Genomic DNA, 24,631 nt, shown 5'->3' with positions numbered 1-24,631 from the left:
GGTGGCTTTCGCAACCTGCATCCAGATACAACCTTGGGGGCAATGTTCAATCGCGTGCGGATTGAACACATGGATAAAGAAGGCATTGATATCCAGGTAATCTACGGCACGCTCAACTTAGTCTTTTCCAGCTTATTGGATAAGGACTTTGCGATCGCGCTGTGCCGTGCCTACAACAACTACATTGCCGACGACTGCCGGGGTTACGATAACCGGCTCAAACCGATTGGTGTATTGCCTCTACAGGATGTAGATGCCGCTGTAGCTGAAATGCACCGCTGCGTCAACGAACTGGGCATGATTAGCGTCGCCGTTGCCCCAAACCTACCGATTCCCCATCCGAAAGCGCCTCAAGCTTTCCCCGATATCCGCACCTGTAAAGCGATTAGCCATCCTGACTTCCGCCCTATCCTGCAAGCAGCCGCCGATTTGGATATTGGTCTGGGCATTCACGGAGGGCCGGGATCTTACATGGTGGGGGGGATTTCCGATCATGTGGAAACCTTTGTCTTGACGCACATTTTTGTGCAGCGGAACCAGCAACAATTGGCTTTAGCCAGAATGGTTTTTGATGGGGCGTTTGAGCAATTTCCCTCCCTGCGGGTTGGCTTTTTAGAAGGCGGTTGTGGTTGGGTGCCGGATCTTGCCCATGCTTTCCACGAGCATTGGGAAAAACGCATCCGTGACTTTGACCCCAAGCATCCCTATCGTCCTTCCCTGATGGAATTCACCAAGCTGATGATTCAGGAAAGAGGCACTCACAACAATATCAATCTGATTAGTCAGGCAAAAAATCTCTTCGATCTCCTGTGGAATGCTCAGCATGACCCGTCTCAGATTGAGGATGCAAGTCTTTATGAGCATTACGATCTCCGCCATCGAGATCCGTTGGAATACTTTGAGCGGGGTCAAATCTTTACTTCCTTTGAATCAGACGATCCAGGCCCTGCTTATCTTCACATTGCGATGGGAGAAATTGGCAAGCATCTGGCTTGCTTCTCTGGAGATTATGGGCACTGGGATGGGGTACTCCATGACTGTGTCAAGGATGCTGCAACTGTTGCCGATTATGACCGGGAGCATTTAGAACTATTGCTTAGCGGCAATGCACTGGCTCTGTATGGCGATCGCCTGCGCCAATCTGCGCCGAATCAAATCGCTGATGCAGCCAGCCTGAACAGTACGGTTAATTAGCCCTTTTTGAGCGCAGACAATTCCGTTACGAACACGGGGCAATGCCCCGTGTCCCTAGGAGGATTTGTATTGAACCCCAAGTGACAACCGATTGAAAAGGATTAGGGACAAAACAAAGTTTCGCGGGTTTCGCGCCCAGTAGTGGGATTGGTACCCGACGCTATTTTACACAACTGTTGTTGCACATCCCGACGAAGCAGCACATCTGTAAAATCGGCTCCATCAATAATCGCACCTTCAAACTTCGTGTTAAAGGCAAAAGCCCCTTCCAAAACCGCGTTTTTTAAGTTCGCTTTGGTCAAGCGGGCTGTGTCCAGAGTTGCGTTTCTGAGATCGGCTCCTTCTAAATTGACGCTTTCCAGATTAGCCCCAAAAAAACTGACACCCCGCAAATTCGTATGACTCAGGTTACTACTGCGGAGATTGGCTTTAGTAAAGCTGGAGTCGGTCAGCTCTTTGCCGGAGAAATCTACACCAATCAAAAATTCTTTGTTGTAGTCGTTCGCCCAGGCGGGAGATGCGATCGCGCCAAAAGAGGCAATGGCGATCGCCACAAGCAATAAACCGAGTAAAATTGTCGAAATCCGATTATCTAGCCTACACTTCATGCTGGTTCCATTTGATGGAAAACCGTCGTCTATCTCATTATCCCGATATCGGTGTTTTAGGAGAAGACCTAGTTGCTCAATGGTTGATTTCCCAAGCCTGGGAAATTCTTGAGCGCCGGTGGCGTTGCCGCTGGGGAGAAATTGATATAATTGCGCGACAACGCCCAGATGAAGGTAAGGGAGGGGGAGACAGAAAGACAGGAAGACCGTGGGAGGAAGAGTTTCCCACTACCCATTACCCATCACCCGTTCCCCATTGCCCCATTACCCTGTCCTCTTGCTTAATCTTTGTCGAGGTCAAAACTCGCAGCCGGGGAAATTGGGATGCGGATGGAATGCTAGCGATTACACCGCAAAAGCAAGCTAAACTCTGGCGCACAGCAGAGATTTTCTTGGCAGAGCGTCCAGATTTAGTAAATCTTCCTTGCCGGTTTGATGTCGCTTTGGTCAGATGTCAGCGTCCTAAGACCAATACTGTTCTGCTACCAGAACCTGAAAAGCTCCCTTTGATTTCTTTACCAGAACCTAGAATTTTAGCTGTGGGAGAATATCAGTTGAGTCTACAAGACTATATTCAGTCCGCTTTCGATGAGCCGTTAAGTTAATTAAGCTAGAGTTTCCGGGCAATATCCCAGCCCTTTTGTGAACTGCTGGCGAAATGCTTCAATATCGCTCCGATCGGGACTACCATGAGAAACCACAGCGACTTGGTAGCGACGCATCACATCGATGGGGGACTGTCCAGTTTCCAGACTCCAAAGCGCCATCTGGAGGCGAATAGCCGGTTCGTAGGGAATACCCAGTTCGTTCATGAACGCCCGGAAGTCACCATCTTGCTGCGCGTTTAGATGGTTACTCATTTTGACCTTGATCACCCAGCCATCAATCTGATGAATCACCGTCATTAAACGAACGGGCAACTGGGGCATTGTGTGTAAATACTCAACCACCCGTAGTGTCAGGCTGGCATTGGCCAGAAAGTAGACGTATTCCATGAGAAGTTCTTAGTGTCTAGGTCGTGCTGGTTCTATAACTCTCATTCTCCATGAGTAAGATAGTCTGCGATAGGGGAGAAGCCCCCGTTCTTATCTGGGGGTATTTACCCAATCTGCAAAGTTAAATTGATCGATTCCTTATCAGTAAACTAACGGCATGACAGAATTTAACGAAGACAGTCACATCAGCGATCCCCGGTTGGGAGAGTCAAAAGCCGTTAGTGGGGCAAGAAGATTAAAGATAGACAGCCCCGAATCCTTACGGTTTCAAGCTGAAGCACCCAGCGGGGATGATATAGATATCGATCGGTTAATCGCCAGTTATGACTATGAACTCCCGGCAGAACTGATTGCCCAGAATCCATCTGTGCCAAGGGATAGTGCGCGTTTGCTGGTGGTATCCCCAGATCATCCCAGCCACGCCATTTTTCGGGATTTACCCGACTTCCTCCAGTCCGGAGATTTACTGGTATTAAATAATACTCGTGTCATCCCTGCCCGCCTCCGGGGTCGTAAATCTACGGGTGCCCCCGTGGAGCTGTTGCTGCTGGAGGAACAGCAGAACAACTGCTGGCTAGCTTTGGTGAAACCAGGGCGACGTCTGCAACCGGGGGCGCAGATATTCTTTGAACCACAGCAACTGGGGGCTGAGGAAAAATTGAACCCAGCCTCAAGCCCGAATCAATTGAGTGCGACGATTTTGTCTAGGGATGAGGCGACTGGGGGGCGGGTGTTGCAGTTTGATGTTCCAGCCGGGAGTCGGTTTGAAGATTTGTTGGAGAAATATGGTCAAGTGCCGCTACCTCCTTACATTACCGATTCCCAATCCCAGGCGGAACAGTACCAAACTGTGTATGCCCAGGCTCAAGGAGCGATCGCTGCTCCCACGGCTGGGCTACACTTTACCCCAGAGTTACTCCAGCGCTTGCAAGAACGAGGCATTCAGCAGGCTTCGGTGACGCTGCACGTCGGGGTCGGGACGTTTCGCCCAGTGGAAGTAGAGGATATTACCACCCACAAAATGCATAGGGAGTGGGTAGAAGTCCCCCAGTCTACGGTGGAACAAATTCGGGAAACCAAGGCGAGGGGGGGTCGGATTATTGCCGTGGGGACAACGGTGGTGCGATCGCTTGAGTCAGCTGCTGCGAGTGGGGAATTACACCCCTTTAGGGGCAAGACGGAGTTATTTATCTATCCCGGCTACCAGTGGCGGGTAGTGGACGGGTTAATTACCAATTTCCACTTACCCCGTTCGAGTTTGCTGATGTTGGTGGGTGCTTTAATCGGGCGTCAGCGGTTGCTGGAATTGTACCAAGTGGCGACAAAGCATCGGTATCGCTTCTATTCTTTTGGGGACGCGATGCTAATCTTGCCGGAAGCCACAATCAGATGACGATGGGACAAGTTAAGGTAATGAGGAATGTCAATCATCGCTGGTCAGTGGTAAATTGCAACTGACAACTAATTACCTTCCCAATTACCTTTTTCCTAAATAGCGAGTGGTGCGGGGTTCTAGATATGCTTAAAAACCACAAACGAATTTATCTCCTTGCGGCTGCTTTGATCGGTCTTGGTTTGACGACTGCCAGCACTGCCTTTGCTGGTGAATCGCGGACTGGGCGACAAAAGACAACCTCTTTTGAGTCGCCCGTACTCACTAAGCAGATGGTCGAAGGTCTATACACTCAAGATTTTGAGGCAGCGACTTACTTCCAACAAGGAGTGACGCGGTATAATCGCGGAGACTATCGAGGGGCAGAGCTAGCTCTTCGCAAAGCGCTTGAATTCGATTCCAGCATTGCGATGGCTTATTATCTGTTGGGGAATTCTCTAGCCGAGCAAGGACAGCTTGAGAAGGCAACGAATGAGTACCTGCAAGCGCTTCGTCTCGACCCCAATTTGGGAGAAGCTTACTACAATTTGGGAGTTGCTTTATATAAGCAAGGGCAACCCGACGCCGCACTGACTGCGTATGAACGAGCGCTAAGTTTAAATCCCAAGTTGGCAGATGCTTACTATAATGTGGGCTTGGCAATGGAGGCAAAAGGTCAAACACAAGAAGCGATCGCTGCCTATCAGCAGGCGATTCAGAATGACCCGAAATATGCAGTCGCTTACTATAATCTGGGACTGCTGTTAGTCAACCAAAATCAAAATGAAGCCGCGATGGCTCAGTTTCAAAAAGCAGTTGAACTTGACCCAACGCTTGCCGATGCTCAATATCAACTGGGGTTACTTTACGCGCAGCAAAATCAGCCGACACAAGCAATTAACGCCCTGAATGCAGCGGCTTCTAAGAATCCGAACTTGGCAGAGGCTCAGTACCAGATGGGTTTAATTTTTGTTCAGCAAGGCAACTCCAAAGCGGCAGCCAATCGATTCAAGCAGGCGGTGCGTCTCAATCCCAATGATGGCGACGCTTATCAACAATTGGGAGCAATGCTGTTAAAGGAGAACCAGGTCAAAGATGCAGCTGCGGCATTGAGGGAAGCCAAGCGCCTCAACCCAAATGATGCCGTGACTCTTTATAATCTGGGCGTGGCTCTGCAACGGCAAGGTCTGCTGGCGGAAGCGATCGCGAATTACCAAGAAGCGATTATCCTCAATTCCACTCTGGCAGATGCATTTTTTAACTTGGGAGTAACGCTGCAACAAACTGGACGACGCGAAGAGGCAATCCCCTTTCTTTTCCAAGCTAAAACGCTATTCAATCAGCAGGGGAATGCAGACAAAATTGACCAGATTAACCAGTTCCTACAGCAGCTAGGCGCTTCTTGAATTAAAAATTAAAAATTAAAAATTAAAAAAATATCTTGATTAATTTTTAATTTTTAATTTCTTAAATGGGTAGGCGATTAATGTCTTTGTTGGAACCAATCACAACCATTGCGGCTCCCTTATAGAGTCGATGGTTGGGATTGGGATTAATTTCAAACTTGCCATTGTGACTGACTGCTAGCAGATTTAAACCATAGCGGCTGCGAAGTTGTAGTTCAGAGATGGTTTTGCCGTGAAAATCGTCTGGAATAATAATTTCTACAATACTGTTATCAACGTCCAGATCAAATCGATCTAAAATAGCTGGTTTAGTCAGCGATCGCGCTAACGTACACCCCATTTCATGCTCTGGAAATACCACATGATCTGCCCCGACTTTTGTCAGGAGTTTCATATGGATTTCCGAGGATGCTTTTGCTACCACATGAGTCACCCCGCCTTCCTTCAGATTCAGGGTCGTTACCACGCTAGCTTCGAGATAATTCCCAATCGCCACAATGACCGTATCAAAATCAAAAATTCCTCCCTCTTTAAGCGCAGCGGGTTCAGTCGAGTCCAGCTGCAAGGCATGGGAAGCGATTTGATCGGTCAAAACTTGGGCGACTCTCTTTTCCTCGGCGTCAATACCCAGCACTTCGTAGCCCAGATGGTGTAAGGTCGAGCAGACGCCACGACCAAAACGACCTAACCCAATGACTGCGAATTGATTCTTGGTATTAGTGCTGAGACTGCGAAAAAAGTTTAAAGATGATAAGTTCACAAATAAACTCCGAACTGACTCATTGAGTTAGGGATCATTCGTCGAAAACAATTGTCGGTTTAAACCGACCTTTTAACTTTCAACCTTTTAATCTACAAGCTGCAATTGGGTCACAAACAACTGACAAAAAGCTTAAAGATTACTCAGGTTCTAGCTTATCAAGCATCGGGAATGCGATCGCTATCCGACCAACAAATTCTCCTCCGGATAGCGGATAATGCTGGGACTGGGATTTCCCAGAATCGCTGACATCAGGAGCAAAACTCCCACCCGACCGATGTACATGGTGGCAATCAATACCAGTTTGGCGAAAACTGAAATGCTCGCTGTAATCCCAGTAGAAAGTCCAACAGTAGCGAAGGCTGAAACAACCTCCAATAAAATTTGGATAAACGCCAATTGTGGATCGCTTATCGCAATTAAAGTGGTGGAACCAATGACCACCAGAAGCGAACCAACTGTCACCCCAGTCGCTTTCACAATTAGCGCCTTCGGGATTTGGCGCTGGTAAGAAACTACTTCTTCCTTCCCTTGTAATGCTGAAAAAGTAGAACTCAGTAAAACCCTTGTCGTCGTGGTTTTAATTCCGCCGCCGGTACTACCAGGATTTGTCCCAATAAACATTAAGGCAACGGTAATAAAAAGAGACGCTTCGGTCAATTTCCCGATATCAATGGTATTAAAACCAGCCGTTCGAGGTGTTACCGATTGAAACCAAGCCGCCATAAGCTTCTCAGGGAAACTAAGTGGGCCAAAGGTTTGTGGATTGTTGAATTCTGTAAACAAAAAGAGAATTGTTCCCAGGATGAGGAGAAAGAGAGTGGTCGTGGTAGCAATCTTAAAGTTGAGAGAAAAGACTACACAAGCTTGACTTTTGGATAAGCGATCGCGCGTCCATAAATACGCTTCCATAATCACTTCATAGCCAATCCCACCCAAAATAATCAAGGCAGTGACAATCAGGTTGAGCAAAGGCGATCGCACATATTGCATCAAATTATCTGAAAACAAGCCAAAGCCTGCATTATTAAAAGCATTCACACTATGAAAAATCGATAGCCAAAGACCGCGATCCAACCCGTAGTCGGGTACAAACACCAGCATCAGTAAAAAGATGCCAGTAATTTCAATAATCAGCGTCGTGGCAATGATTGAGCGTACCAAGTCCACCACACCAGCTAATCCTGGCTTGTCGAGCGATTGTTGAATCGCTATCTTGTCTCGCAGTCCAAACTTGCGTCCTAGCAACAGCAACAGGCACGTCGTTGCCGTCATGTAGCCCAATCCGCCTACCTGAACCAGCAAGACAAGGAACAATTGTCCCCAAAACGAATAAAATTTCCCCACATCGACCACCGATAAACCAGTTACGCAGACCGCAGACGTGGCAGTAAATAGCGCGATTATCGGATTGCTCCAACTGCCGTCACTGGTTGAAAACGGCAGCATCAGTAAAATCGTTCCCAAAGTGACGAGGGCAAGAAATCCCAAGCAAATAGTTCGGGCAACAGTCATGGTCTAGGGGTCTATCAGGAAAAGTATTTTTAGAGCTTACTGCTTTCCGAGTTCTGGTAGGCTAATTTTCAGCAACACCGCCTGAAAATTTCATGACTTCAACTCTTTATCAGCAAATTCAGCAGTTCTACGACGCTTCATCCGGTCTGTGGGAACGGATTTGGGGCGAACATATGCACCACGGATACTATGGTGCTGATGGTACGCTGAAAAAAGACCGGCGGCAAGCGCAGATTGACTTAATTGAAGAATTGCTTAAGTGGGGTGAGGTGCAGGTCGGGGAAGGCTTGACCACCCCCGCAAATATCCTCGATGTCGGCTGCGGGATTGGCGGCAGTTCTCTTTACTTGGCGCAAAAATTTAACGCAGCAGCAACGGGAATCACCCTGAGTCCCGTCCAGGCGACTAGAGCCAAAGAACGGGCAGCCATTGCTGGATTAAGCGATCGCACATCGTTCCAGGTGGCAGACGCCCTGAATATGCCCTTCGCTGACGATTCCTTTGACTTTGTATGGTCGCTCGAAAGTGGCGAACATATGCCCAATAAGCAGAAGTTCTTGCAGGAGTGCTACCGGGTGCTAAAGCCGGGGGGAACTTTTCTCATGGCAACGTGGTGTCATCGTCCTGTCGGGGGCGCAGATGGACAGCTGACAGATGATGAGCGGAAACATCTGGCGGAAATCTACCGCGTGTATGCTTTGCCTTACGTGATTTCGCTGCCAGAATATGAAACGCTGGCTCGCAAAGTTTCCTTCGAGAATATTCGCACGGCAGATTGGTCAAAAGCTGTTGCACCATTTTGGGATATTGTGATTGATTCGACGCTCGATCCCAGAGCCGTTCTGGGTTTGCTTTTCTCCGGCTGGACAACGATTCAAGCTGCGCTTTCACTGGGATTAATGAGCCGGGGCTATGAGCAAGGACTAATTCGATTCGGATTGCTCTGTGCGACTAAGAAATAACGTTTGGGAACAAAAATTGCTTAAAATCAAGCCTGAGTATTCATTCAGGCACGCATGAGCCAGATTTCTCCTGAAAAGTCTTCCCTTCCCAAAACCAGTCCTTCTGAGTCCCACCCGGTGCGGCGTACTGGTTCCTGGCTCTACGCCTTATGGAAGTTCTCCCGCCCTCATACGATTATTGGCACCAGCCTGAGCGTGATGGCGTTGTACGCGATCGCACTTGCAACAGCTTCCGGGGGCGTCACCAGCGTCGAACAGTTTTTGGGTGCATGGATTGCCTGTCTGGGCGGAAATGTTTACATTGTTGGGCTAAATCAGCTCGAAGATGTGGAAATTGACAAAATTAACAAACCCCATTTGCCCATCGCTGCTGGTGAATTTTCTAGGGCGCAAGCTCAAATTATTGTCGCCATTAGTGGAAGTGTGGCGCTGCTGTTGGCGCTTCTTCTGGGACGATATTTACTGTTCACGGTGGGGGTTAGTTTAGCCATTGGCACAGCCTATTCTCTGCCGCCGATTCGGTTAAAACGATTTCCCTTTTGGGCAGCGCTGTGCATTTTCACTGTGCGCGGAGTCATTGTCAATTTAGGGCTGTTTTTACACTTCAATTGGGTATTGCAAAAAAGTCAAGAAATTCCGGCATCAGTCTGGGCGCTGACGATGTTTGTGTTGGTGTTTACGTTTGCGATCGCTATCTTTAAAGACATCCCCGATATGGAAGGAGATAAGCAGTACAACATCAACACGTTTACGATTCAACTCGGTAAGCCAGCCGTCTTTAATCTCTCTCTTTGGGTGATTACGGTCTGCTACCTGGGCATGATTGTGGCTGGGATATTATCCCTAAGTGCCGTTAATTCCACATTTGTAATAATTACTCATGTATTCGCACTCTTGTTGCTGTGGTGGCGAAGTAGAAGTGTAGATTTGCAGGATAAGAGCGCGATCGCCTCTTTTTACCAATTTATTTGGAAACTCTTTTTCTTGGAATATCTGATTTTCCCCGCTGCCTGTCTTTTAGCATAAGAAAGGTTAAAACCCTCATCAGGGTAAGCTTAAGGAAAGGGGTGCCACAAATACCGGAGGGCTACCAAGGGTGGAAACAGAAACATCTCAACTAACTTATTTTCTGGCTGTCGCTGTCGTCGGCATTAGTCTGACTCTCCTGGTTTTTTTCTTGGGTAAGACATTCGTCGCTTCAAACTTTTTTAAAAAAGGGGTGGCACTTTATAAACAAAAAGACTATGCAGGTGCAGAGGCAGCTTTTCGCCAAGTGATTCAGCGGCACCGCACCAATGACATGGCGCGATTGCTGTTGGGAAATGCGCTAATGGCGCAAGATAAGATTGACGAGGCAACGCCGATATATCGGGAATTGATTGAGCGATCGCCCAAAAATGTCGATGCTTATTTAAGGTTGGGAGACACGCTGATTAAACAAGACAAAATCGAGGAAGCGATCGCAATTCTTCAAAAAGCTAGAAACTTATATAAAGCGGGTACAACCGAGCAACAACAACTCGATCAACTCATCCAAGAAATGGACATCCCGAAATAAGCTTCAAATTCATTTGAGCGCAGCCAAATCATGACTGAGCGTACCGGAAAAGTATATCTGGTGGGGGCGGGACCGGGAGATGTTGCTTACCTCACCGTCAAGGCACAACATCTGCTGGTTGAGGCAGAGGTGTTAGTCTACGACGCCCTCGTAGATGCCCAGTTGTTAGAGTTGGTGCCTGACAGTTGCCTGAAGTTGGATGTGGGCAAACGCGGTGGACAACCCAGCACACCGCAAGCTGAAATTAACCAACTGCTGGTAGAACACTGTCAGCAGGGAAAGCAAGTCGTGCGGCTAAAAAGTGGCGATCCGTTCATTTTCGGGCGTTCTACTTCAGAAATTCAGGCATTAATTGCCGCTGGGTGTCCTTTTGAAGTCGTACCGGGGATTTCTTCAGCACTGGCAGCACCGTTGCTGGCGGGGATTCCGCTAACAGATCCGGTGATGAGCCGAGGTTTCACGGTGATTACTGCCCATGAGCCAGATGTTTTGGACTGGGAGGCGCTGGCGCGGATGGAAACGCTGGTAATCTTGATGGGTGGGCGCAATCTCGGTGAAATTGTCTATCAGTTGCATCGATATGGGCGATCGCTTTCTACTCCCGTCGCCGCGATTCGTTGGGCGGGAACGCCTCAACAACAAGTCTGGACAGCTACGCTGGGCACTATCGTTGAGCAAACTAGGGGTGAATCTCTCTCTCCCAGCGTCATTACCATTGGGGAAGTCGTCGGTTTGAGAGAATACTTGCGATCGCCAGATGCACCAGTCGTCTCAGATCGACGCCTAAATCCGCCCGTACAATCATCAGCATCTTCAACCCAATCCGCAGGGGTGAGTTTATCAGACATACCTATGGGAAGCCACAGTTCTCAGAAAACCTCGTCTCTAACGACTCAAAACTCTTCCCAACCGCTAGCTGGGAAAACTATCCTGGTGACACGCGCCGCAGGACAATCGGGTGAGTTTTGCTTGCGCCTCCAAGAAGAAGGTGCGACGGTGATTGAGATGCCGACGCTGGAAATTACTCCTCCTTCCAGTTGGGAAGAATTGGATCGTGCGATCGCGCATTTATCGGATTTCGACTGGTTAATTCTCACTTCCAGCAACGGGGTTGATTACTTTTTTGAACGGCTGGAAGCGCAAAATCAAGATGCCCGTGCCTTAGCCGGGGTAAAAATTGCTGTTGTCGGGAAGAAAACCGCCCAAAGTCTCAAGCAGCAAGGCTTACAACCCGATTTTATCCCCCCAAATTTTGTCGCAGATTCGCTAGTTGAATACTTTCCAGAACCGTTAGAAGGCAAGAAAATTCTGTTTCCCAGAGTGGAAACGGGCGGAAGAGAAGTCTTGGTGAAGGAATTAACCGCCCAAGGTGCAGAAGTAATCGAAGTGGCGGCTTATCAATCTCAGTGCCCGAAAGCGATCGCACCCGCTGCCTTAGATGCCCTCCAGCGACAAGCAGTGGATGTGATTACTTTTGCAAGTTCTAAAACCGTGCAATTTTTTGGTCAATTAGTCGGTGAAATCGATAAATTGCCCTTACAAGGTGTCTGTATCGCCTCGATTGGCCCTCAAACTTCTAAAACCTGTCTTTCTCTGCTGGGGCGAGTGGATGTAGAAGCCCCTGAATACACTCTAGACGGCTTAACCCAAGCGATCGTCCAGTGGACGACATCTGAGGCGAATGTCCGCGATCGCTTGGCTCACAACTCAAATATAGATTGCTAGATAGCTATTCTCGATTGGATGCCGTACATTTTAACCCCACCCCTGCCCCTCCCCGTAAACGAGGAGGGGTTTAATATTCCCGATTCTCCTCGCTGCCTGCCCCGCCTTGCTGCCGCTAGTGTCGCGCCGTCAACGAAGAGGGGTTTAATATTCTCCCCTCTCCGTGAACGGAGAGGGGCTGGGGGTGAGGTTCCATATTCTCCTCCCCATAAACGAGGAGGGGTTCCCTGTTCTCCCCTCTCCGTGAACGGAGAGGGGTTGGGGGTGAGGTTCAAAGTATTACACTCAACTGAAAACCGCGATCATCTCTCTCGAAAGCTTTTCCACCTTTCGTCGTGCCCTTATGGGATAGACGGTTCTAAGATTCTTCCGGATGACAGAGCCGCTAGTAAGTATTTTTAGCTATCATCTATTATTATTAAGATTGTTAACAGTAACTTGCATTTTGGCAGGCTTACCACTCTAGCCAAGGTGGTACGTCAGCTAAGTGCCAGATAGCTGACCCGATATAGTGGCGCTCAACTGTACCCAGATCGGGTGTCACTAGAAACCGCGACTTGCACAACCGTTCATCAGATTGCTTGCATAAAGGTCAAATAAAAGGGTGATAAGTCCCATAGCTACCAAGCAAAAATTGACGCTTGCAAGAACTTTATTTTCAATTCATATGAGGACTGGTACTGGTGACAACACTAAGACAACTTGCCCAAACCAATGAAGAATCTTTAATTGCAGCGTTTTTTCAGGAATCAGAGGGCAAATGGCACTCTGAAAGACGCTACTATACGCTGCCGGATGGAGAAACCAAGGAGATGGTGAGTCTGATTACCGTCCGGTTTCTGGAACAGGGAAGCTCGGAATTGCTACACTTGGCAGAGTTACACCAACTGGAAGATCCAGCAGCGCTGATTTGTGGTTCCTATGTAGAGTGGAACAGCACAAACTCAGTCACAAACCGCAAAGAGTCCAAAGGTTCGACACTATTTGGCGCATTAGGAACCACACTCTATCGCGATCGCGGCTTTGCCACTCCGAAACCCGTCACGGCTGAGTATTATTTCCCCAATCCCAAAACTTTGTGCTTGCGGACAGAGTACAGAGACTCTTCATTTGAAGAAGAATTAAAACTGATTGGTCGAAGCTACCGCACCCGGCAAACGATCATCTCCCGTGCCGGAGAACAGCAAATGATCGGTCAATATCTAGAAAAGCGCCTTAGCTAGACTTAGCCTGCACACCCAGCCAGAAGTGCCACCGCCGCCACTAAATCATCAGGCTCGACGGGCTTAGACTGATACATTTGAAACCCTGCCTTCAGGGCGCGGTTTTTGTCTTCCTCCCTAGCGTATGCGGTCAGCGCTAGGGCTGGAATTTGTTTTCCGGTTTTTTCTTCCAGAGTTCTCACCTTGCCGATGAGGGCGTAGCCATCTTCCTCTGGCATTCCAATATCACTCACCAGCAAATCGGGCTGCCAGCTACGAAGGACTTCTAACGCCTCGGCTACGGATGCGATCGCTTTCACTTTCGCCCCAGACTCTTCAAGCACGAGGGCGATCAATTCGCGTGTATCCGTATCATCATCCACAACTAGAACCTGCAATCCGCTCAGGAGTTGAGGTGCTTGTGCTACCTTCTCCTTAGCTTCCCCGCTCCCCGGCTCCTCTGCCCCCCGGCGCTCCTGCCCCTCGGTTTCTCGACTTTTATCAAAAAGTGGTAGAAGCACTGTAAACGTTGCTCCCTGCCCGATTCCGAGACTAGCAGCACGAACAGTGCCACCGTGCAATTCCACCAAGTGACGCACAATCGCTAATCCAAGTCCTAATCCTCCATGCGATCGCGTGATACTCGCATCAGCTTGACGAAAGCGGTCAAACGCATAGGGCAGAAAGTCGGGGCTAATGCCCATGCCTGTATCGCTAATTTGGATTTGGGCAAAGAAAGTTGAAGGTTGCGGGTTATTAGGTGGAGAGTTCGTGGGTTGCACTTCAACTTTTTCTTGAAGTTTTCCTTCAACCCTCTCCAGCCGCACCTCAATTTGCCCGCCTTCTGATGTGAACTTGATGGCGTTGGAGAGTAGATTCCAAACGACTTGCTGCAAGCGATCTGGATCGGCAGCGACCAAGCCGACTGAGCGGTCTAGTACCGCCTTGACTCGAATCCCCTTGGCATCCGCTGCCGGACGCAAGATATTAATCGCTTCATCAATGATAGGTATCAGCTCGATCGAGCGAATATTCAGGTGCAGCTTGCCCCGAATAATCCGCGAGACATCTAAAATTTCATCGGTGAGTTTTACCTGCGCCTTGGCGTTGCGCTCAATACTCTCAAGGGCGCGAGAGATAACAGAGGGATCTAGCTTCTGAGTGCGGAGTAGTGTTGCCCATCCGAGGATAGAGTTCAGGGGAGTGCGGAGTTCGTGAGACAGGGTGGCAAGGAACTCGTCCTTGAGGCGATTTACCTCCTGTGCTTCCCGGTAGAGTCGGGCATTGTCAATTGCCAAAGCAGCCCGCTCCGCGAGGTCTTGCAGAAAGAATTGGTCATCACGAGTATAGGAATATCCGGGGCGATCGCGCGAAACGAATAAAGTCCCAATCCGCCGACCTCGTACCTCTAAGGGTGCGATCAAAATGCTGTACATCCCAAAGCGCTCTAAGTAGGGCAAATACTTTGACTCGCGCAAAGGTTGTATCTCCTCTGGCGACACGACTGGAATCAGTAGCGTCTCGCCCGTTTTAAAGACCCGACCCGTCAAACCCTCATCAACGCGGTGTGCCTCCGTGGCGAGGGTTTCTTGCAAGCAGGCGAGGGCTTCTGGGTTTGGATGATAAATTGCTACCGGGTTGAGGTACTTTCCATCATCTGATAGGATGCGAACTACGCACAGATTTCCCAGTCGCTGAGCTATTTGCTGACTGACCAGTTCTAGAACTGCTTGAAATTCCGGAATTTTCTCAGCAAAAGCTCGCGATACCTCGCTCAAAGCTTGCCGATGCGCTTCCAGACGAGCGGCTCTTCGCTGAGTTTCGGCTCGTTCTAAGGCTAACTGCACCGCAGCGGGCAGACGGTTGTAATATTTGGGCAACTTCAGAACGTAGTCGGACAGCCCCGCCTTCATCGCTTCTACAGCAATCTCTTCGCTGCCTGTATTGGTAAACATCACCACGGGGCAGTCAGGATACCGATCTTTAACGGCACGCAACACCTGTAGACCATCACTCCAGCGCAGTTGATAGTCAGTGACAACGGCATCGAAGCCATCTGCCGCCAGCGCCTGGTTTAAGCCATTGATTTCTGCAATCTCCTGAATTTGGAGATCGGAAAAGGCTCGGCTGAGCTGACGAGCTGCTAGAAGGCGGTCATCAGGGTTGTCATCGATCAGTAAAATACGTAAGGTCTGGCTCATATCCGCTATTTAGTTGGAAGGTTGAAAGGGTTGAAGATTTAAGCTTTCAGCTTTCAAAGTCTTTCCAACTTTCAACTCTCCTCTAATTTTGGCTTCTGGTTGAAAATGAGCCAATATGAATTCAGTGTTTTCACCATATCCAGCAACGCTTCAAAAGCAACTGGTTTAACCAAGTAAGAGTTGGCTCCCAGGTCATAGGCTTGGTTGATGTCACGATTTTCCTCGGAGGAAGTTAGAACAACAACCGGCAGGCGCTTCAGGTCTGGCTGCTGCCGTAACCATTCCAGCACCTCAAGACCCGACTTGCGAGGGAGTTTCAGGTCTAGCAGGATCAAAACGGGTAGGGGGTAGCGATCGCGATCGGTGTAAGGCGGTTCGCCCGCAAGGTAAAACACGGCTGCCTCCCCATTTTCCACCACTTGCAATGGGTTAAGCAGGTTAGCTTTCCGAAAAGCTCGCTGGATCAGGAAAATGTCATTGGAGTCGTCTTCCACCAGCAAAATAGTATAGTTAGACACGTTCAACATTCGTCTCTAGCCTTGGGCAGGTCTATCCAAAATCTGCTTCCCTGATTAGCTTGCGACTCGACTCCGGCATGACCTCCCATGCGTTCTAACCCTTTCCGCACAATTGCCAACCCAATGCCGGTGCCGGGGTAACTTTCAATTCCGTGTAGGCGCTCGAAGACGCGAAAAATGCGTTGTTGATGTTCTGGAGCAATGCCGATGCCGTTGTCTTCTATCCACAAGCGTACCCAAAATTGGGAACTTGCTGAAGGTTGATTACTCTCTGGCTCTTCGGCTCTAGATGCGATCGCTCTTGTCTCTACTCTTGTCTCTACTCTTGTCTCTACAATACCCTGTTTCTCGGCTTCCCCTCTCTCCCTAACTTCTGCCCATACTCGCACCTGCGGTTGGACTCCAGGAGCGATAAATTTTATTGCATTATTTAGCAAATTTGTCAAGACTTGAATCAAGGTGGTGCGATGCCCGACGATTTGAGGCAGCAGTGGTTCTACTGTCACTTGGACTTGTTTTTGCCGCAGTTCTGGCTCTAGTTGAGCGAGGACTTCCACCACCAAAGTTTCTAGGGAAATCGGCTGGAGACGGATCTCCGTGCGGCTGAGGCGACTATAGTCGAGCAGATCCTGGATTAAGGTATCCATGCGCTGAGAAGCCGTAATAATGCGCTGGGCATAATCTTGCCCGATGGCATCTAAGGAGTCGCTATAGTCTTCTAACAAAGCGTGACTGAAACCCTGCATAGCACGCAATGGCGCACGGAGGTCGTGAGAAACGGAATAGGCAAACGCTTCTAATTCAGCATTTGCTTCCTGCAATTGGACAGTGCGATCGCTAACGCGCTGCTCTAGTTGTGCATTGTTCTGTTCGAGCTGTTCTCGTAACTCAGCTTGCTGCATTGCGATCGCAAGTTGGTTGGCAACCTCAGTGGCAATCTCTTGGTGTTCCGGATTAAACGTTGCCGGTTCCGTGGCACTTAGAATCAGTTCGCCGAGCAGATTTTCTTCGACCCGCAGGGGTACAGTCATGCAGCTGCTTTGCCCTTCCCCCATTCGCTTCATGGCAGGCGGACAACGATTGAGTGCCGCGTTCTCTAGAGAATAGGTTCTCTGTTGCTCTAAGACAAATCCAGGCACAAACTCGTCAATGGGAAGCGTAGCGCCTTCTTTGAACCACAAATCTCCGTTGACACTTCCGGCTATCACTTGGGCAACGCCAGTTTCAAAGTTAAACAACACCACAAAAGCCTGCTGGCAGGGCACTAAGCGCCGCATCCGGGACAATGCCGCGCGGACAAGTGCTGCCCGTGAATGTGCTGCCAGAATCGCCTGGTCGATCTCATGCAATGCTTCCAACCGCTGGGCAGATCGACGCAGCGCGTTTGTTTGCTCTTGGGCGATCGCGAGGGCGTGTTTGTAGGTTTTTGCTACTGCCATCAACTGACGGTTGGTGAACAATGCCAGCAGGCTTCCCAACCCAATGGTTAAGCCGAGAGTGCTGCCGATTGTCAGTTGGGTTGTTTTTTGAGCGGTGTCGGTGCGAACATCCCGCAGAACCTCCTCGGTTTCGATGAACGAGGCAAGCTGACTCCGCATCGCGTCCATTAGCTGTCTACGAGTGTTAAGCACAGAGAATTGATAATCGCTACTGCGCTGCTTGCGAGCGATCTGGGAGGGGGCATATCGATTCCACTGTTCATAAATTGCCCGCAACTCTTTGAGACGCTGAGTTTGTCGCGGGTTGTCCGAAATTAAAGAACGCAAGTCATTAAAAGCCGGATTGATTAACAAACTTGACTGTCGGTAAGGCGCTAAAAAAGCCGGATTGCCGGTGATCAGATACCCGCGAATCCCGGTTTCCATATCTAATAGCAATCTCTGAGTATAGTTCGCTTGGGCAATAACTCGATTGGTGTGGTCAACCCACCGCGTTACCGAAAGTAGGTGGTTGAGCTGCAAAAATAAGATGCCGGAGAGCGCTAGCATCAAAATCAACGGCAACGCGATCGCACGAGTTAGCCTGTGTCGAAAGTTGGTTTGGGCAGTCTCAAATAGCGCCATTTCAACCCTTCAAGCTTTTCGGGTCTAGTAGTATGCTTTGGCGATCGCTAGGACGGGAGCCGTAAACACCAGCGATGATGTCTCCTTGAAAAAATACTGAGTTAGTAGATCCAAACAGAGCGATCGCTATCTTCCACGCTAACAACTTACAGCACAATAGCAATGCCCAATTAATTATTAGTTAAAACGTTGTGCAACTTTCGGGATGTCTTCCCCACTCATTCGAGTGAGATTTCCCTCTCCAAACTCCTGATAAATCGGTTGCTCAGAAAAAGTTGCACTGGGCGTTATGCACTGGGCGTTATTTAATAATGGCTACCCGATTTTCGGTGATGAACGGCGGTGACGCCTTCCTGCTGTAACACCTTGCCATTTTCCACCACAGCGTAGACCAACCAGTGATCGCCACATTCCATCCGGTTGCGGGCAGTACATTCCAGATAAGCAAGGGCATCGGTGAGAATCGGACAACCATTTTGGGCGTCTTGCGTAGCGACACCCGCAAATCGGTCTTCACCGGGACCAAAAGGTTTGAGAAAATGCTTCATCAAGCCGATGTGCTTGCCTTCTCCCAAAATATTTAAAACAAATTTTCCGCCAGAATGCATCAGCGATTCAATCGCTCGATCCTTGGCGACAGCAATGGTTAAACCGGGGGGATTAAAAGTTGCCTGAGACACCCAAGAAGCCAACATCGCCCCGCTGAGTTCGCCTTGTTTCGTTGTTACAACGGAAAGAGAGCCAACCAGATGCCCTACCGCTTGTTCGATCCTGGCAGATTGCGAAGGTGAAATCGGTTGCACGCTTAACTGTTGTCGAGCCATTTTGGCTTTTTTAGCTTTTTTCAACGCTTGGGCGAAGTCTGTCCCGGCTTCTTCGCAATATTTCAGCGTCACCTCGGTGGGTTTAAATTTGACTCGAATCGGGTCGAAGCCAAAGCGATATCCAGCATCTTTTAACTTGCCTTCTAGTAGATCGATCGCTTCCCCACTCCAGCCATAAGAACCAAAAACACCCGCCAGCTTGCCTTTGCTCGCGTTGGATAGGACAATGCCCAAGGCAGTTTGAATCGGCGTGGGAGCATGACCGCCGAGGGTAGGAGAACCCATGATAAACCCATCTGATTTTTCTACAGCTTCTTGAATTTCCGAGGGTTCGGCAAATTCGCAGTTAATTGATTCGACAGCAACGCCTGCTTTGGTAATACCACTAGCGATCGCTTGCGCCAAGGTTGCCGTATTTCCATAAGCTGAAGCATAGAGCAGCGCCACGCTTGTTTCAGTTGCCCTTTGCTGCTGGTTCCATTGACGGTAAGCTTGCGTCAGCGGAATTAGACTGTAGCGCACCAAGGGGCCATGACCCGTCCCATAGAGTCTGGCTGGCAAATCCTGTGTGAGTTTGTCTAGCGCTGTTTCGACTTGCCGAGCGTGGGGAGCCATCAGACAATCGTAATAGTAGCGCCGATCTTCGCTAAACACCGTCCACCCTTCATCAAACACCTGATCGCCACAAACGTGCGCCCCGAAAAGCTTATCCGTATACAAAATTTCGGTTAGGGAGTCGTGGGTGCAAAGGGCGTCAGGCCAACGGGGACTGGGCGTGGGGATAAATTGTAAGTGATGACCTTTGCCTAAATCGAGGGTTTCTTCCCCCCGCATTACGGCAATTTGTAGATTGTGTTCTTGTAAAGTTTCCGGGAAAGTGCTTTCAAAAAGATTTCGCAGCAGAATTGACCCTGGATTCGAGCAAACAAAAGTAATTTGAGGAGCCAGTTTTAGTAAAGCATTCAGCGTAAAAACTCGGTTGGGGTTGACGTGTCCTAAAATCACGTAATCCAGCTTTTTTAAGTCAAATCGCTGCTGTAAAGCGGAAAGAAAAATGCCTGTAAATGATTCTCCCGGCGGATCGATGAGCGCTGTTTTATCCGCTTGAATCACATAAGAATTCGCCGTTGTGCCCCGTTGTAGAGCATATTCGATTTCAAACTTAAGTCTGTCCCAAGTGCGCGATCGCAACACAGTTGTATCTGCACCAATCGGGAGAACCTGAACATCGCGGGGTTTTGTGGCTGTCATCATAAGTTAAAACGGTAATTTTTTTAAACGCAAAGGTACACTCTCATACGCAAAGTTAAAGCTGCTTCTTTGCGTACCGAGAGCGCTAACCTTGGCGCATCAAGAGCGTTAATAATAATTTCCGATCTTGCGATGGTGAACCGCTGTGAGGGCGTCGGGTTTGGAGACGCGACCGGATTGAACGGTGCTGTAAACTATCCAATGATCGCTGCATTCCATGCGGCTAGAGACTTCACACTCCATGTATGCGAGGGCTTCCGTCAGAATCGGGGAACCATTCTCCGCAGGCTGAGATTTGATCCCGGCAAATCGATCCGCGCCAGGGGGGAATCGTTTTAAAAAGTGCCGCATCAAATTTTGATAATTTCCTTCTTCTAAGACATTGAGGACAAAGCGATCGCCTACTTGCATCATGGACTCAATAGCCCGGTCTTTTGCGACAGCGATTGTGAATCCTAGGGGTTGGAAGCTGGCTTGTGCCACCCAGGAAGCTAACATGGCACCTTTGACTTCGCCTTTTTTGGCAGTGATGATGTACAATCCACCGCTGATGCGTCCCAGGGCTTTTTCTAATTCGGCATCAAGAGATTTAATCTGTTTGATGTTGCGATCGCGGGTGAGCAATTGTCCTAAGTCTGTACCCGCTTCTTCACACAACTGATAGGTGGCTTCTCCGGGTGTATCTTTAATCCGAATTGCTGGAAATGCGACTGTCAGCCCTAACTCTCTAAATTTACTCACCAGCGGATCGACGGGTTCGTCATCTCCTCCGTAGGACTCCAGAATCCCGACTACTTGTTTTTCCTTAGCAGCGGCTAAAACGGTGCCAATCGCAGCTTGGGCGGCGGCAGAGGCGGCTGGGGGTGTGGCAATGACTAACCCAGATGAACGCCCTACCAGTTCTTGCACTTCCTGCGGATCGGCGGATTTTAGGTCGAGTGTCTCGACGGCGACGCCTGTTTTGGTGATGCCTTTAGCGAGGGATTGGGAAAGGCGATCGCTATATCCGTAATCGGAGACGTAAAATACTGCTACAGTCGTCTCTCCCTTGGTTTGCGCTTGACTCCACTGGCGATAGCGTCCCGTCAGTTCCACAACGTTGTGGCGTAGCAGCGGGCCGTGTCCAGTGGCGATGGTGTGTACTTCTGGTAGTTCTCCCATCCGTTTCAGTGCAGATAGCACTGAACGAGCATTCGGAGCCATCAGACATTCGTAGTAAAAGCGATAATCGGCTTCGATGGCGGCTAAATCTTCATCGAAGGTGCTATCCGAGCAATAGTGCAAGCCAAAGGCGTCGCAGGTATACAGGATTTGGGTTTTGTGGTCGAAGGTGAAAATCGTGTCGGGCCAGTGCAAGTTGGGAGCAATCACGAATTCCAATTCGTGTCCGTTGCCTAAATCTAACTTGTCGCCATTTTTGACAATTCGCCGCTCAAACGGCTGATGCACAAAATCTTCGATAAACTGGATTGCGACTTTTGACCCAACCACCGTTACCTGAGGAGCCAGTTTCAAGATGTCTTTGACTAATCCGCTGTGGTCTGGCTCGGTGTGGCTGATAATCAGGTAATCAATTTCTTTTGGGTCGATGAGTCCATGTAATGCATCCAGATATAGCTGGCGGAACTTTTCATGGGAGGTATCCACTAAAGCCGTCTGCTCACCCCGAATGATGAAGGAATTATAGGTGGTGCCGTTTTGCAGCCCAAATTCAATGTCGAAGCGATCGCGATCCCAGTCGAGCGAGCGAATCGTTGTCGTGTCAGGGGCGATTTCGCCAGTCTGCATGGTGAGGCGTTTTTGGGTTCGGTCGGTGAGCGCTACCATCTCTGGTCTCCTTCTGTTGCAACCCATTAGGTATTTTTTCTTCTTTCATTCTGCCACGAGTCTCTTGTAAAGATTTATTAAAAAACCTATGAGTGAGTTAAGAGTTTTAAAAGTGCCAAATCGGCGCAGGCGCAGAAAACGGGCAAAGGCAATTTGGCAAGCTATCAAGCTTAGAGAAAACTTCTGGATAGCTTTGATGGTAGGGAATTCGCGGTTGCACTGGGCTTGGTTTAAGGGCAAAACGTTTTGCGATGCCTGGGATACGCAATATCTACCAGCATCTGTGGTGGAACAGCTAAACCAGCCTTGGGGTGGGGGTGAATGGAGACAAATTTTGCCGTCGAGTTTAATTAGGCAGTTGGAAGCTGTTCAGAAGGAGGTTGGTGATGGATTTGGGTATCGCGATCGCGCTTTGCCTATTTATCTGGCTTCCGTTGTACCGGAGCAAACGGCACTTTGGCAATGTTACCCAGATATCCGCGTCATTACTTTAGAGCAGTTGCCTCTTCAGGGACTTTATCCGACGTTGGGAATTGACCGAGCTTTAGCAGTATTGGGTGCTGCTGAAGTTTGGGGTTTCCCAGTGCTGGTGATTGACGCCGGAACTGCTTTGACATTTACGAGTGCAGATGTCAACCATCGGCTAGTGGGTGGGGCGATTTTGCCTGGGTTAAGGTTACAGCTACAGTCTCTAACCCAAAGAACTGCTGCGTTACCACCGATAGAATTGCCCCAGGAAATGCCGCCGCGTTTTGCTGTAAACACACCGGAGGCGATTCAGAGTGGCGTTATCTACACTGTCTTGGCTGGAATCAGAGACTTTATCCAGGCTTGGTGGCAGAAATTTCCAGGTAGTCGGGTGATTTTGACGGGAGGCGATCGCGCTACTTTATTTGCTTATCTCCAAATCCAGTTTCCTGAAATAGCCAGTCAGATAATTAGCGACCCGAATCTGATATTTATGGGAATGCGGTCAGTCGTCCTTAGTTCTTAGTCCTTAATAAAGCGACTCGCATCAAATCCGCTTGATTCTCCACAATTGAGAAAAACCTTACCCCGCCTCCACCTGCGGCTCCGGCTCCCCTCTCCGCTTGCGGAGAGGGGTTGGGGGGTGAGGTTCTTTTATTAACTCCACTACAAGCGCACAGCCTATGCGCCCCTAATGCTTACTAACGAAATCTCGAATATACTGAGCCACGACATCTGGCAACGCTTCGGGTAGATCGTTTCCCGCAAAGCTAATAATTTCCAACTGAGCTGATGGAGTTAAGTCCGCGTAGGCTTGACTTTCGGCAATTCTAGAACGACTGTCGCGATCGCCTTGCAAAATCATAACGGGGACTTTCAGCCACTCCAGTCTTTCTTTCAATAATTCTGCTTGAATTTCGGCGCGGCGGCGTTGAAATAATAGCTTGTCGGTAGTGGGAAACTGCACCGGCTGTTCTTGTCGCCGCTTCTTTTGCCCAGTCTGCTTGCGGGGAAACAGGCGATTATTGGAGACACGAGCGATCGCATCTATGAGCGATTGCCACCCGGAGGATACCACCTTAGACAGCCGCTTAAATAGAGATGTAAATAGAGAGGGGCGCGATCGCTCGGTTCTTAATCCCTCCGCTTCCACCCCAATTGGAGCTAACAGCACTAATCCGCGCACCTGTTCCAAATATTTCAGCGCGAAACTTGCCCCAATCCACCCTCCCAGCGAGTGACCAATTAAAAAAACTTCTCGCTGATTCAATGCTTCTAACAATTCAGCAAGACATTCCATCTCCAACTCAATTGAGTAGTGAACATCCGGGCGTTCGGAGTCACCAAAGCCGAGTAAATCCGGGGCAAAGCAGTGGTAATCCCGACTCAAACAATCGATGACAGCTAGCCATTGACTGCTATCGTGAGCCGATCCGTGTAAAAAAACCAAAACTGGCCCTTGACCAACTTCGCGCCAGAAGATTTGTCCTTGAGACAGCTTAATTCGAGAATTGCGTAACGGTAGAGTCATCCTAGATTTTAGATTTTTAGATTTTAGATTTTAGATTGACGATGGATTGACTCATCCAAAATCGAAAATCCTGCTTATGCGAGGGTTGTCAAGCCGTTCAAGTAGTCCTGCAACTGCTGGTCGTGGTCATGGCAGAGTTTCCCTTGAGGCAAGGATGCCACAGAGAAAGCTTTGACTTCCATAATTTCCAGCGTATCCCGAACCTGCATTTCTCCCTGCACTTCCGCTTCTAGCGCTACACAAATCGAATGAATTCTGGGATCGCGGTCTGGCGAAGAATAAACTCCCACTAACCGGCGAATTTTTACTAACTCCAGTCCAGTTTCTTCCGCCAACTCCCGCCGCGCTGATGTCGGAATGTCCTCACCCCAATCAACAATACCGCCAGGAAAACCCCATTCACCTGTGTCTCCGCGTCGAATGAACACAATTCGACCATCTGGCAAAATCGGGATGATAGTTGTGCCGATAATGGGATGGCGGAAAATAATCCCTAGCACTGTTTGTATAAATCGCCATGACCGACGCATAGGCAAAAGAAGCTTTACTTCAACGCAGAAAGGAACTTTTACTTTTAGAGTCAATTGATGAGCAGGAAGTTCTCCGATTCCAGATAAAATTTAAAACTTTGCAAAAGGAGGGTTTCCCCAA

General features: G+C 49.1%; 21 protein-coding genes. 10 read left to right on the top strand and 11 right to left on the bottom strand.

Features of this window, described 5'->3' with window-relative positions; translation table 11 throughout:
• On the top strand, positions 1–1,194 hold a 1,194-nt coding region (locus tag NDI34_RS05625), incomplete at its 5' end, for an amidohydrolase family protein (RefSeq protein ID WP_348232098.1).
• A 101-nt stretch (positions 1,195–1,295) separates the two neighbouring features.
• On the opposite strand, the gene NDI34_RS05620 is transcribed toward NDI34_RS05625, so the two are convergent.
• A complete protein-coding gene (locus NDI34_RS05620; RefSeq protein ID WP_190414652.1) occupies positions 1,296–1,802 on the bottom strand; it encodes a pentapeptide repeat-containing protein in 507 nt (168 codons plus the stop codon).
• A gap of 14 nt (positions 1,803–1,816) precedes the next feature.
• On the opposite strand from NDI34_RS05620, the gene NDI34_RS05615 reads away from it, so the two are divergent.
• Positions 1,817–2,407 carry a YraN family protein gene (locus NDI34_RS05615; RefSeq protein WP_348232097.1) on the top strand — a complete coding sequence of 197 codons (591 nt, stop codon included), beginning with the start codon at positions 1,817–1,819 and terminating at the stop codon, positions 2,405–2,407.
• On the opposite strand, the gene NDI34_RS05610 is transcribed toward NDI34_RS05615, so the two are convergent.
• Entirely contained in the window at positions 2,408–2,797 is a 390-nt protein-coding gene (locus NDI34_RS05610) for a hypothetical protein (protein WP_190414650.1), read from the bottom strand.
• A 157-nt stretch (positions 2,798–2,954) separates the two neighbouring features.
• Between NDI34_RS05610 and queA the strand changes: the two genes are divergently transcribed.
• Positions 2,955–4,190, top strand: coding sequence for a tRNA preQ1(34) S-adenosylmethionine ribosyltransferase-isomerase QueA (queA, locus tag NDI34_RS05605; protein WP_348232096.1), 1,236 nt, complete (start codon positions 2,955–2,957; stop codon positions 4,188–4,190).
• A 125-nt stretch (positions 4,191–4,315) separates the two neighbouring features.
• Entirely contained in the window at positions 4,316–5,575 is a 1,260-nt protein-coding gene (locus NDI34_RS05600) for a tetratricopeptide repeat protein (protein ID WP_348232095.1), read from the top strand.
• 61 nt (positions 5,576–5,636) lie between these two features.
• On the opposite strand, the gene NDI34_RS05595 is transcribed toward NDI34_RS05600, so the two are convergent.
• Both NDI34_RS05595 and NDI34_RS05590 read right to left on the bottom strand, forming a co-directional pair.
• On the bottom strand, positions 5,637–6,335 hold the full coding sequence (locus tag NDI34_RS05595) for an NAD-binding protein (RefSeq protein ID WP_190414647.1): 699 nt from the start codon (positions 6,333–6,335) through the stop codon (positions 5,637–5,639).
• A gap of 180 nt (positions 6,336–6,515) precedes the next feature.
• Positions 6,516–7,850, bottom strand: coding sequence for a TrkH family potassium uptake protein (locus NDI34_RS05590; RefSeq protein ID WP_190414646.1), 1,335 nt, complete (start codon positions 7,848–7,850; stop codon positions 6,516–6,518).
• Between the two features lie 92 nt (positions 7,851–7,942).
• On the opposite strand from NDI34_RS05590, the gene NDI34_RS05585 reads away from it, so the two are divergent.
• The 5 genes from NDI34_RS05585 (at position 7,943) to NDI34_RS05565 (ending at position 13,318) form a co-directional block, all read left to right on the top strand.
• Complete coding sequence (locus tag NDI34_RS05585; protein WP_348232094.1) at positions 7,943–8,812, top strand: methyltransferase domain-containing protein; 870 nt, start codon at positions 7,943–7,945, stop codon at positions 8,810–8,812.
• Positions 8,813–8,866: 54 nt separating this feature from the next.
• On the top strand, positions 8,867–9,838 hold the full coding sequence (locus NDI34_RS05580; protein ID WP_348232093.1) for a homogentisate phytyltransferase: 972 nt from the start codon (positions 8,867–8,869) through the stop codon (positions 9,836–9,838).
• 70 nt (positions 9,839–9,908) lie between these two features.
• Entirely contained in the window at positions 9,909–10,370 is a 462-nt protein-coding gene (locus tag NDI34_RS05575) for a tetratricopeptide repeat protein (protein ID WP_348232092.1), read from the top strand.
• Between the two features lie 30 nt (positions 10,371–10,400).
• Complete coding sequence (gene cobA, locus NDI34_RS05570; protein ID WP_348232091.1) at positions 10,401–12,095, top strand: uroporphyrinogen-III C-methyltransferase; 1,695 nt, start codon at positions 10,401–10,403, stop codon at positions 12,093–12,095.
• 683 nt (positions 12,096–12,778) lie between these two features.
• Complete coding sequence (locus NDI34_RS05565) at positions 12,779–13,318, top strand: phycobiliprotein lyase (RefSeq protein ID WP_190427680.1); 540 nt, start codon at positions 12,779–12,781, stop codon at positions 13,316–13,318.
• A gap of 2 nt (positions 13,319–13,320) precedes the next feature.
• Here NDI34_RS05565 and NDI34_RS05560 read toward each other — a convergent pair whose 3' ends face one another.
• From NDI34_RS05560 to NDI34_RS05540, 5 genes are all read right to left on the bottom strand, one after another.
• Positions 13,321–15,498, bottom strand: a complete 2,178-nt coding sequence (locus NDI34_RS05560; RefSeq protein ID WP_348232090.1) for a response regulator — start codon at positions 15,496–15,498, stop codon at positions 13,321–13,323.
• 71 nt (positions 15,499–15,569) lie between these two features.
• Entirely contained in the window at positions 15,570–16,025 is a 456-nt protein-coding gene (locus NDI34_RS05555) for a response regulator (protein WP_348232089.1), read from the bottom strand.
• On the bottom strand, positions 16,019–18,079 hold the full coding sequence (locus NDI34_RS05550) for a CHASE3 domain-containing protein (RefSeq protein ID WP_348232088.1): 2,061 nt from the start codon (positions 18,077–18,079) through the stop codon (positions 16,019–16,021). The genes NDI34_RS05555 and NDI34_RS05550 overlap by 7 nt, the downstream gene beginning before the upstream one ends.
• A 305-nt stretch (positions 18,080–18,384) precedes the next feature.
• The gene (locus NDI34_RS05545) at positions 18,385–20,154 is read right to left on the bottom strand and encodes a diflavin flavoprotein (protein WP_348232102.1); all 1,770 of its coding nucleotides are present in this window, start codon (positions 20,152–20,154) and stop codon (positions 18,385–18,387) included.
• A gap of 108 nt (positions 20,155–20,262) precedes the next feature.
• Complete coding sequence (locus NDI34_RS05540; protein WP_190414637.1) at positions 20,263–21,981, bottom strand: diflavin flavoprotein; 1,719 nt, start codon at positions 21,979–21,981, stop codon at positions 20,263–20,265.
• A 163-nt stretch (positions 21,982–22,144) separates the two neighbouring features.
• Between NDI34_RS05540 and NDI34_RS05535 the strand changes: the two genes are divergently transcribed.
• Complete coding sequence (locus NDI34_RS05535; protein WP_348232101.1) at positions 22,145–22,975, top strand: pantothenate kinase; 831 nt, start codon at positions 22,145–22,147, stop codon at positions 22,973–22,975.
• 165 nt (positions 22,976–23,140) lie between these two features.
• Here the strand turns inward: NDI34_RS05535 and NDI34_RS05530 are convergent, their stop codons facing one another.
• Together NDI34_RS05530 and NDI34_RS05525 are read right to left on the bottom strand one after the other, a co-directional pair.
• On the bottom strand, positions 23,141–23,980 hold the full coding sequence (locus NDI34_RS05530; protein ID WP_348232087.1) for an alpha/beta hydrolase: 840 nt from the start codon (positions 23,978–23,980) through the stop codon (positions 23,141–23,143).
• A gap of 74 nt (positions 23,981–24,054) precedes the next feature.
• Positions 24,055–24,510 carry an NUDIX hydrolase gene (locus tag NDI34_RS05525; RefSeq protein ID WP_190434156.1) on the bottom strand — a complete coding sequence of 152 codons (456 nt, stop codon included), beginning with the start codon at positions 24,508–24,510 and terminating at the stop codon, positions 24,055–24,057.
• Positions 24,511–24,631: the final 121 nt, after the last annotated feature.

The sequence above is a fragment of the Trichocoleus sp. DQ-U1 genome (genome assembly GCF_039961925.1).
In the GTDB taxonomy this organism is placed as follows: Bacteria; Cyanobacteriota; Cyanobacteriia; order Cyanobacteriales; family FACHB-T130; genus FACHB-T130.
Note: the sequence above shows the minus strand (reverse complement) of the source record. Positions and strands in the feature narration are given on the sequence as shown.

Coding starts and splice junctions, on each gene's coding strand:
- cobA (WP_348232091.1), top strand. CDS start 10,401: ATGACTGAGCGTACCGGAAAAGTATATCTGGTGGGGGCGGGACCGGGA.
- NDI34_RS05525 (WP_190434156.1), bottom strand. CDS start 24,510: ATGCGTCGGTCATGGCGATTTATACAAACAGTGCTAGGGATTATTTTC.
- NDI34_RS05550 (WP_348232088.1), bottom strand. CDS start 18,079: ATGGCGCTATTTGAGACTGCCCAAACCAACTTTCGACACAGGCTAACT.
- NDI34_RS05585 (WP_348232094.1), top strand. CDS start 7,943: ATGACTTCAACTCTTTATCAGCAAATTCAGCAGTTCTACGACGCTTCA.
- NDI34_RS05580 (WP_348232093.1), top strand. CDS start 8,867: ATGAGCCAGATTTCTCCTGAAAAGTCTTCCCTTCCCAAAACCAGTCCT.
- queA (WP_348232096.1), top strand. CDS start 2,955: ATGACAGAATTTAACGAAGACAGTCACATCAGCGATCCCCGGTTGGGA.
- NDI34_RS05615 (WP_348232097.1), top strand. CDS start 1,817: ATGGAAAACCGTCGTCTATCTCATTATCCCGATATCGGTGTTTTAGGA.
- NDI34_RS05555 (WP_348232089.1), bottom strand. CDS start 16,025: ATGTTGAACGTGTCTAACTATACTATTTTGCTGGTGGAAGACGACTCC.
- NDI34_RS05530 (WP_348232087.1), bottom strand. CDS start 23,980: ATGACTCTACCGTTACGCAATTCTCGAATTAAGCTGTCTCAAGGACAA.
- NDI34_RS05620 (WP_190414652.1), bottom strand. CDS start 1,802: ATGAAGTGTAGGCTAGATAATCGGATTTCGACAATTTTACTCGGTTTA.
- NDI34_RS05590 (WP_190414646.1), bottom strand. CDS start 7,850: ATGACTGTTGCCCGAACTATTTGCTTGGGATTTCTTGCCCTCGTCACT.
- NDI34_RS05545 (WP_348232102.1), bottom strand. CDS start 20,154: ATGACAGCCACAAAACCCCGCGATGTTCAGGTTCTCCCGATTGGTGCA.
- NDI34_RS05540 (WP_190414637.1), bottom strand. CDS start 21,981: ATGGTAGCGCTCACCGACCGAACCCAAAAACGCCTCACCATGCAGACT.
- NDI34_RS05610 (WP_190414650.1), bottom strand. CDS start 2,797: ATGGAATACGTCTACTTTCTGGCCAATGCCAGCCTGACACTACGGGTG.
- NDI34_RS05600 (WP_348232095.1), top strand. CDS start 4,316: ATGCTTAAAAACCACAAACGAATTTATCTCCTTGCGGCTGCTTTGATC.
- NDI34_RS05560 (WP_348232090.1), bottom strand. CDS start 15,498: ATGAGCCAGACCTTACGTATTTTACTGATCGATGACAACCCTGATGAC.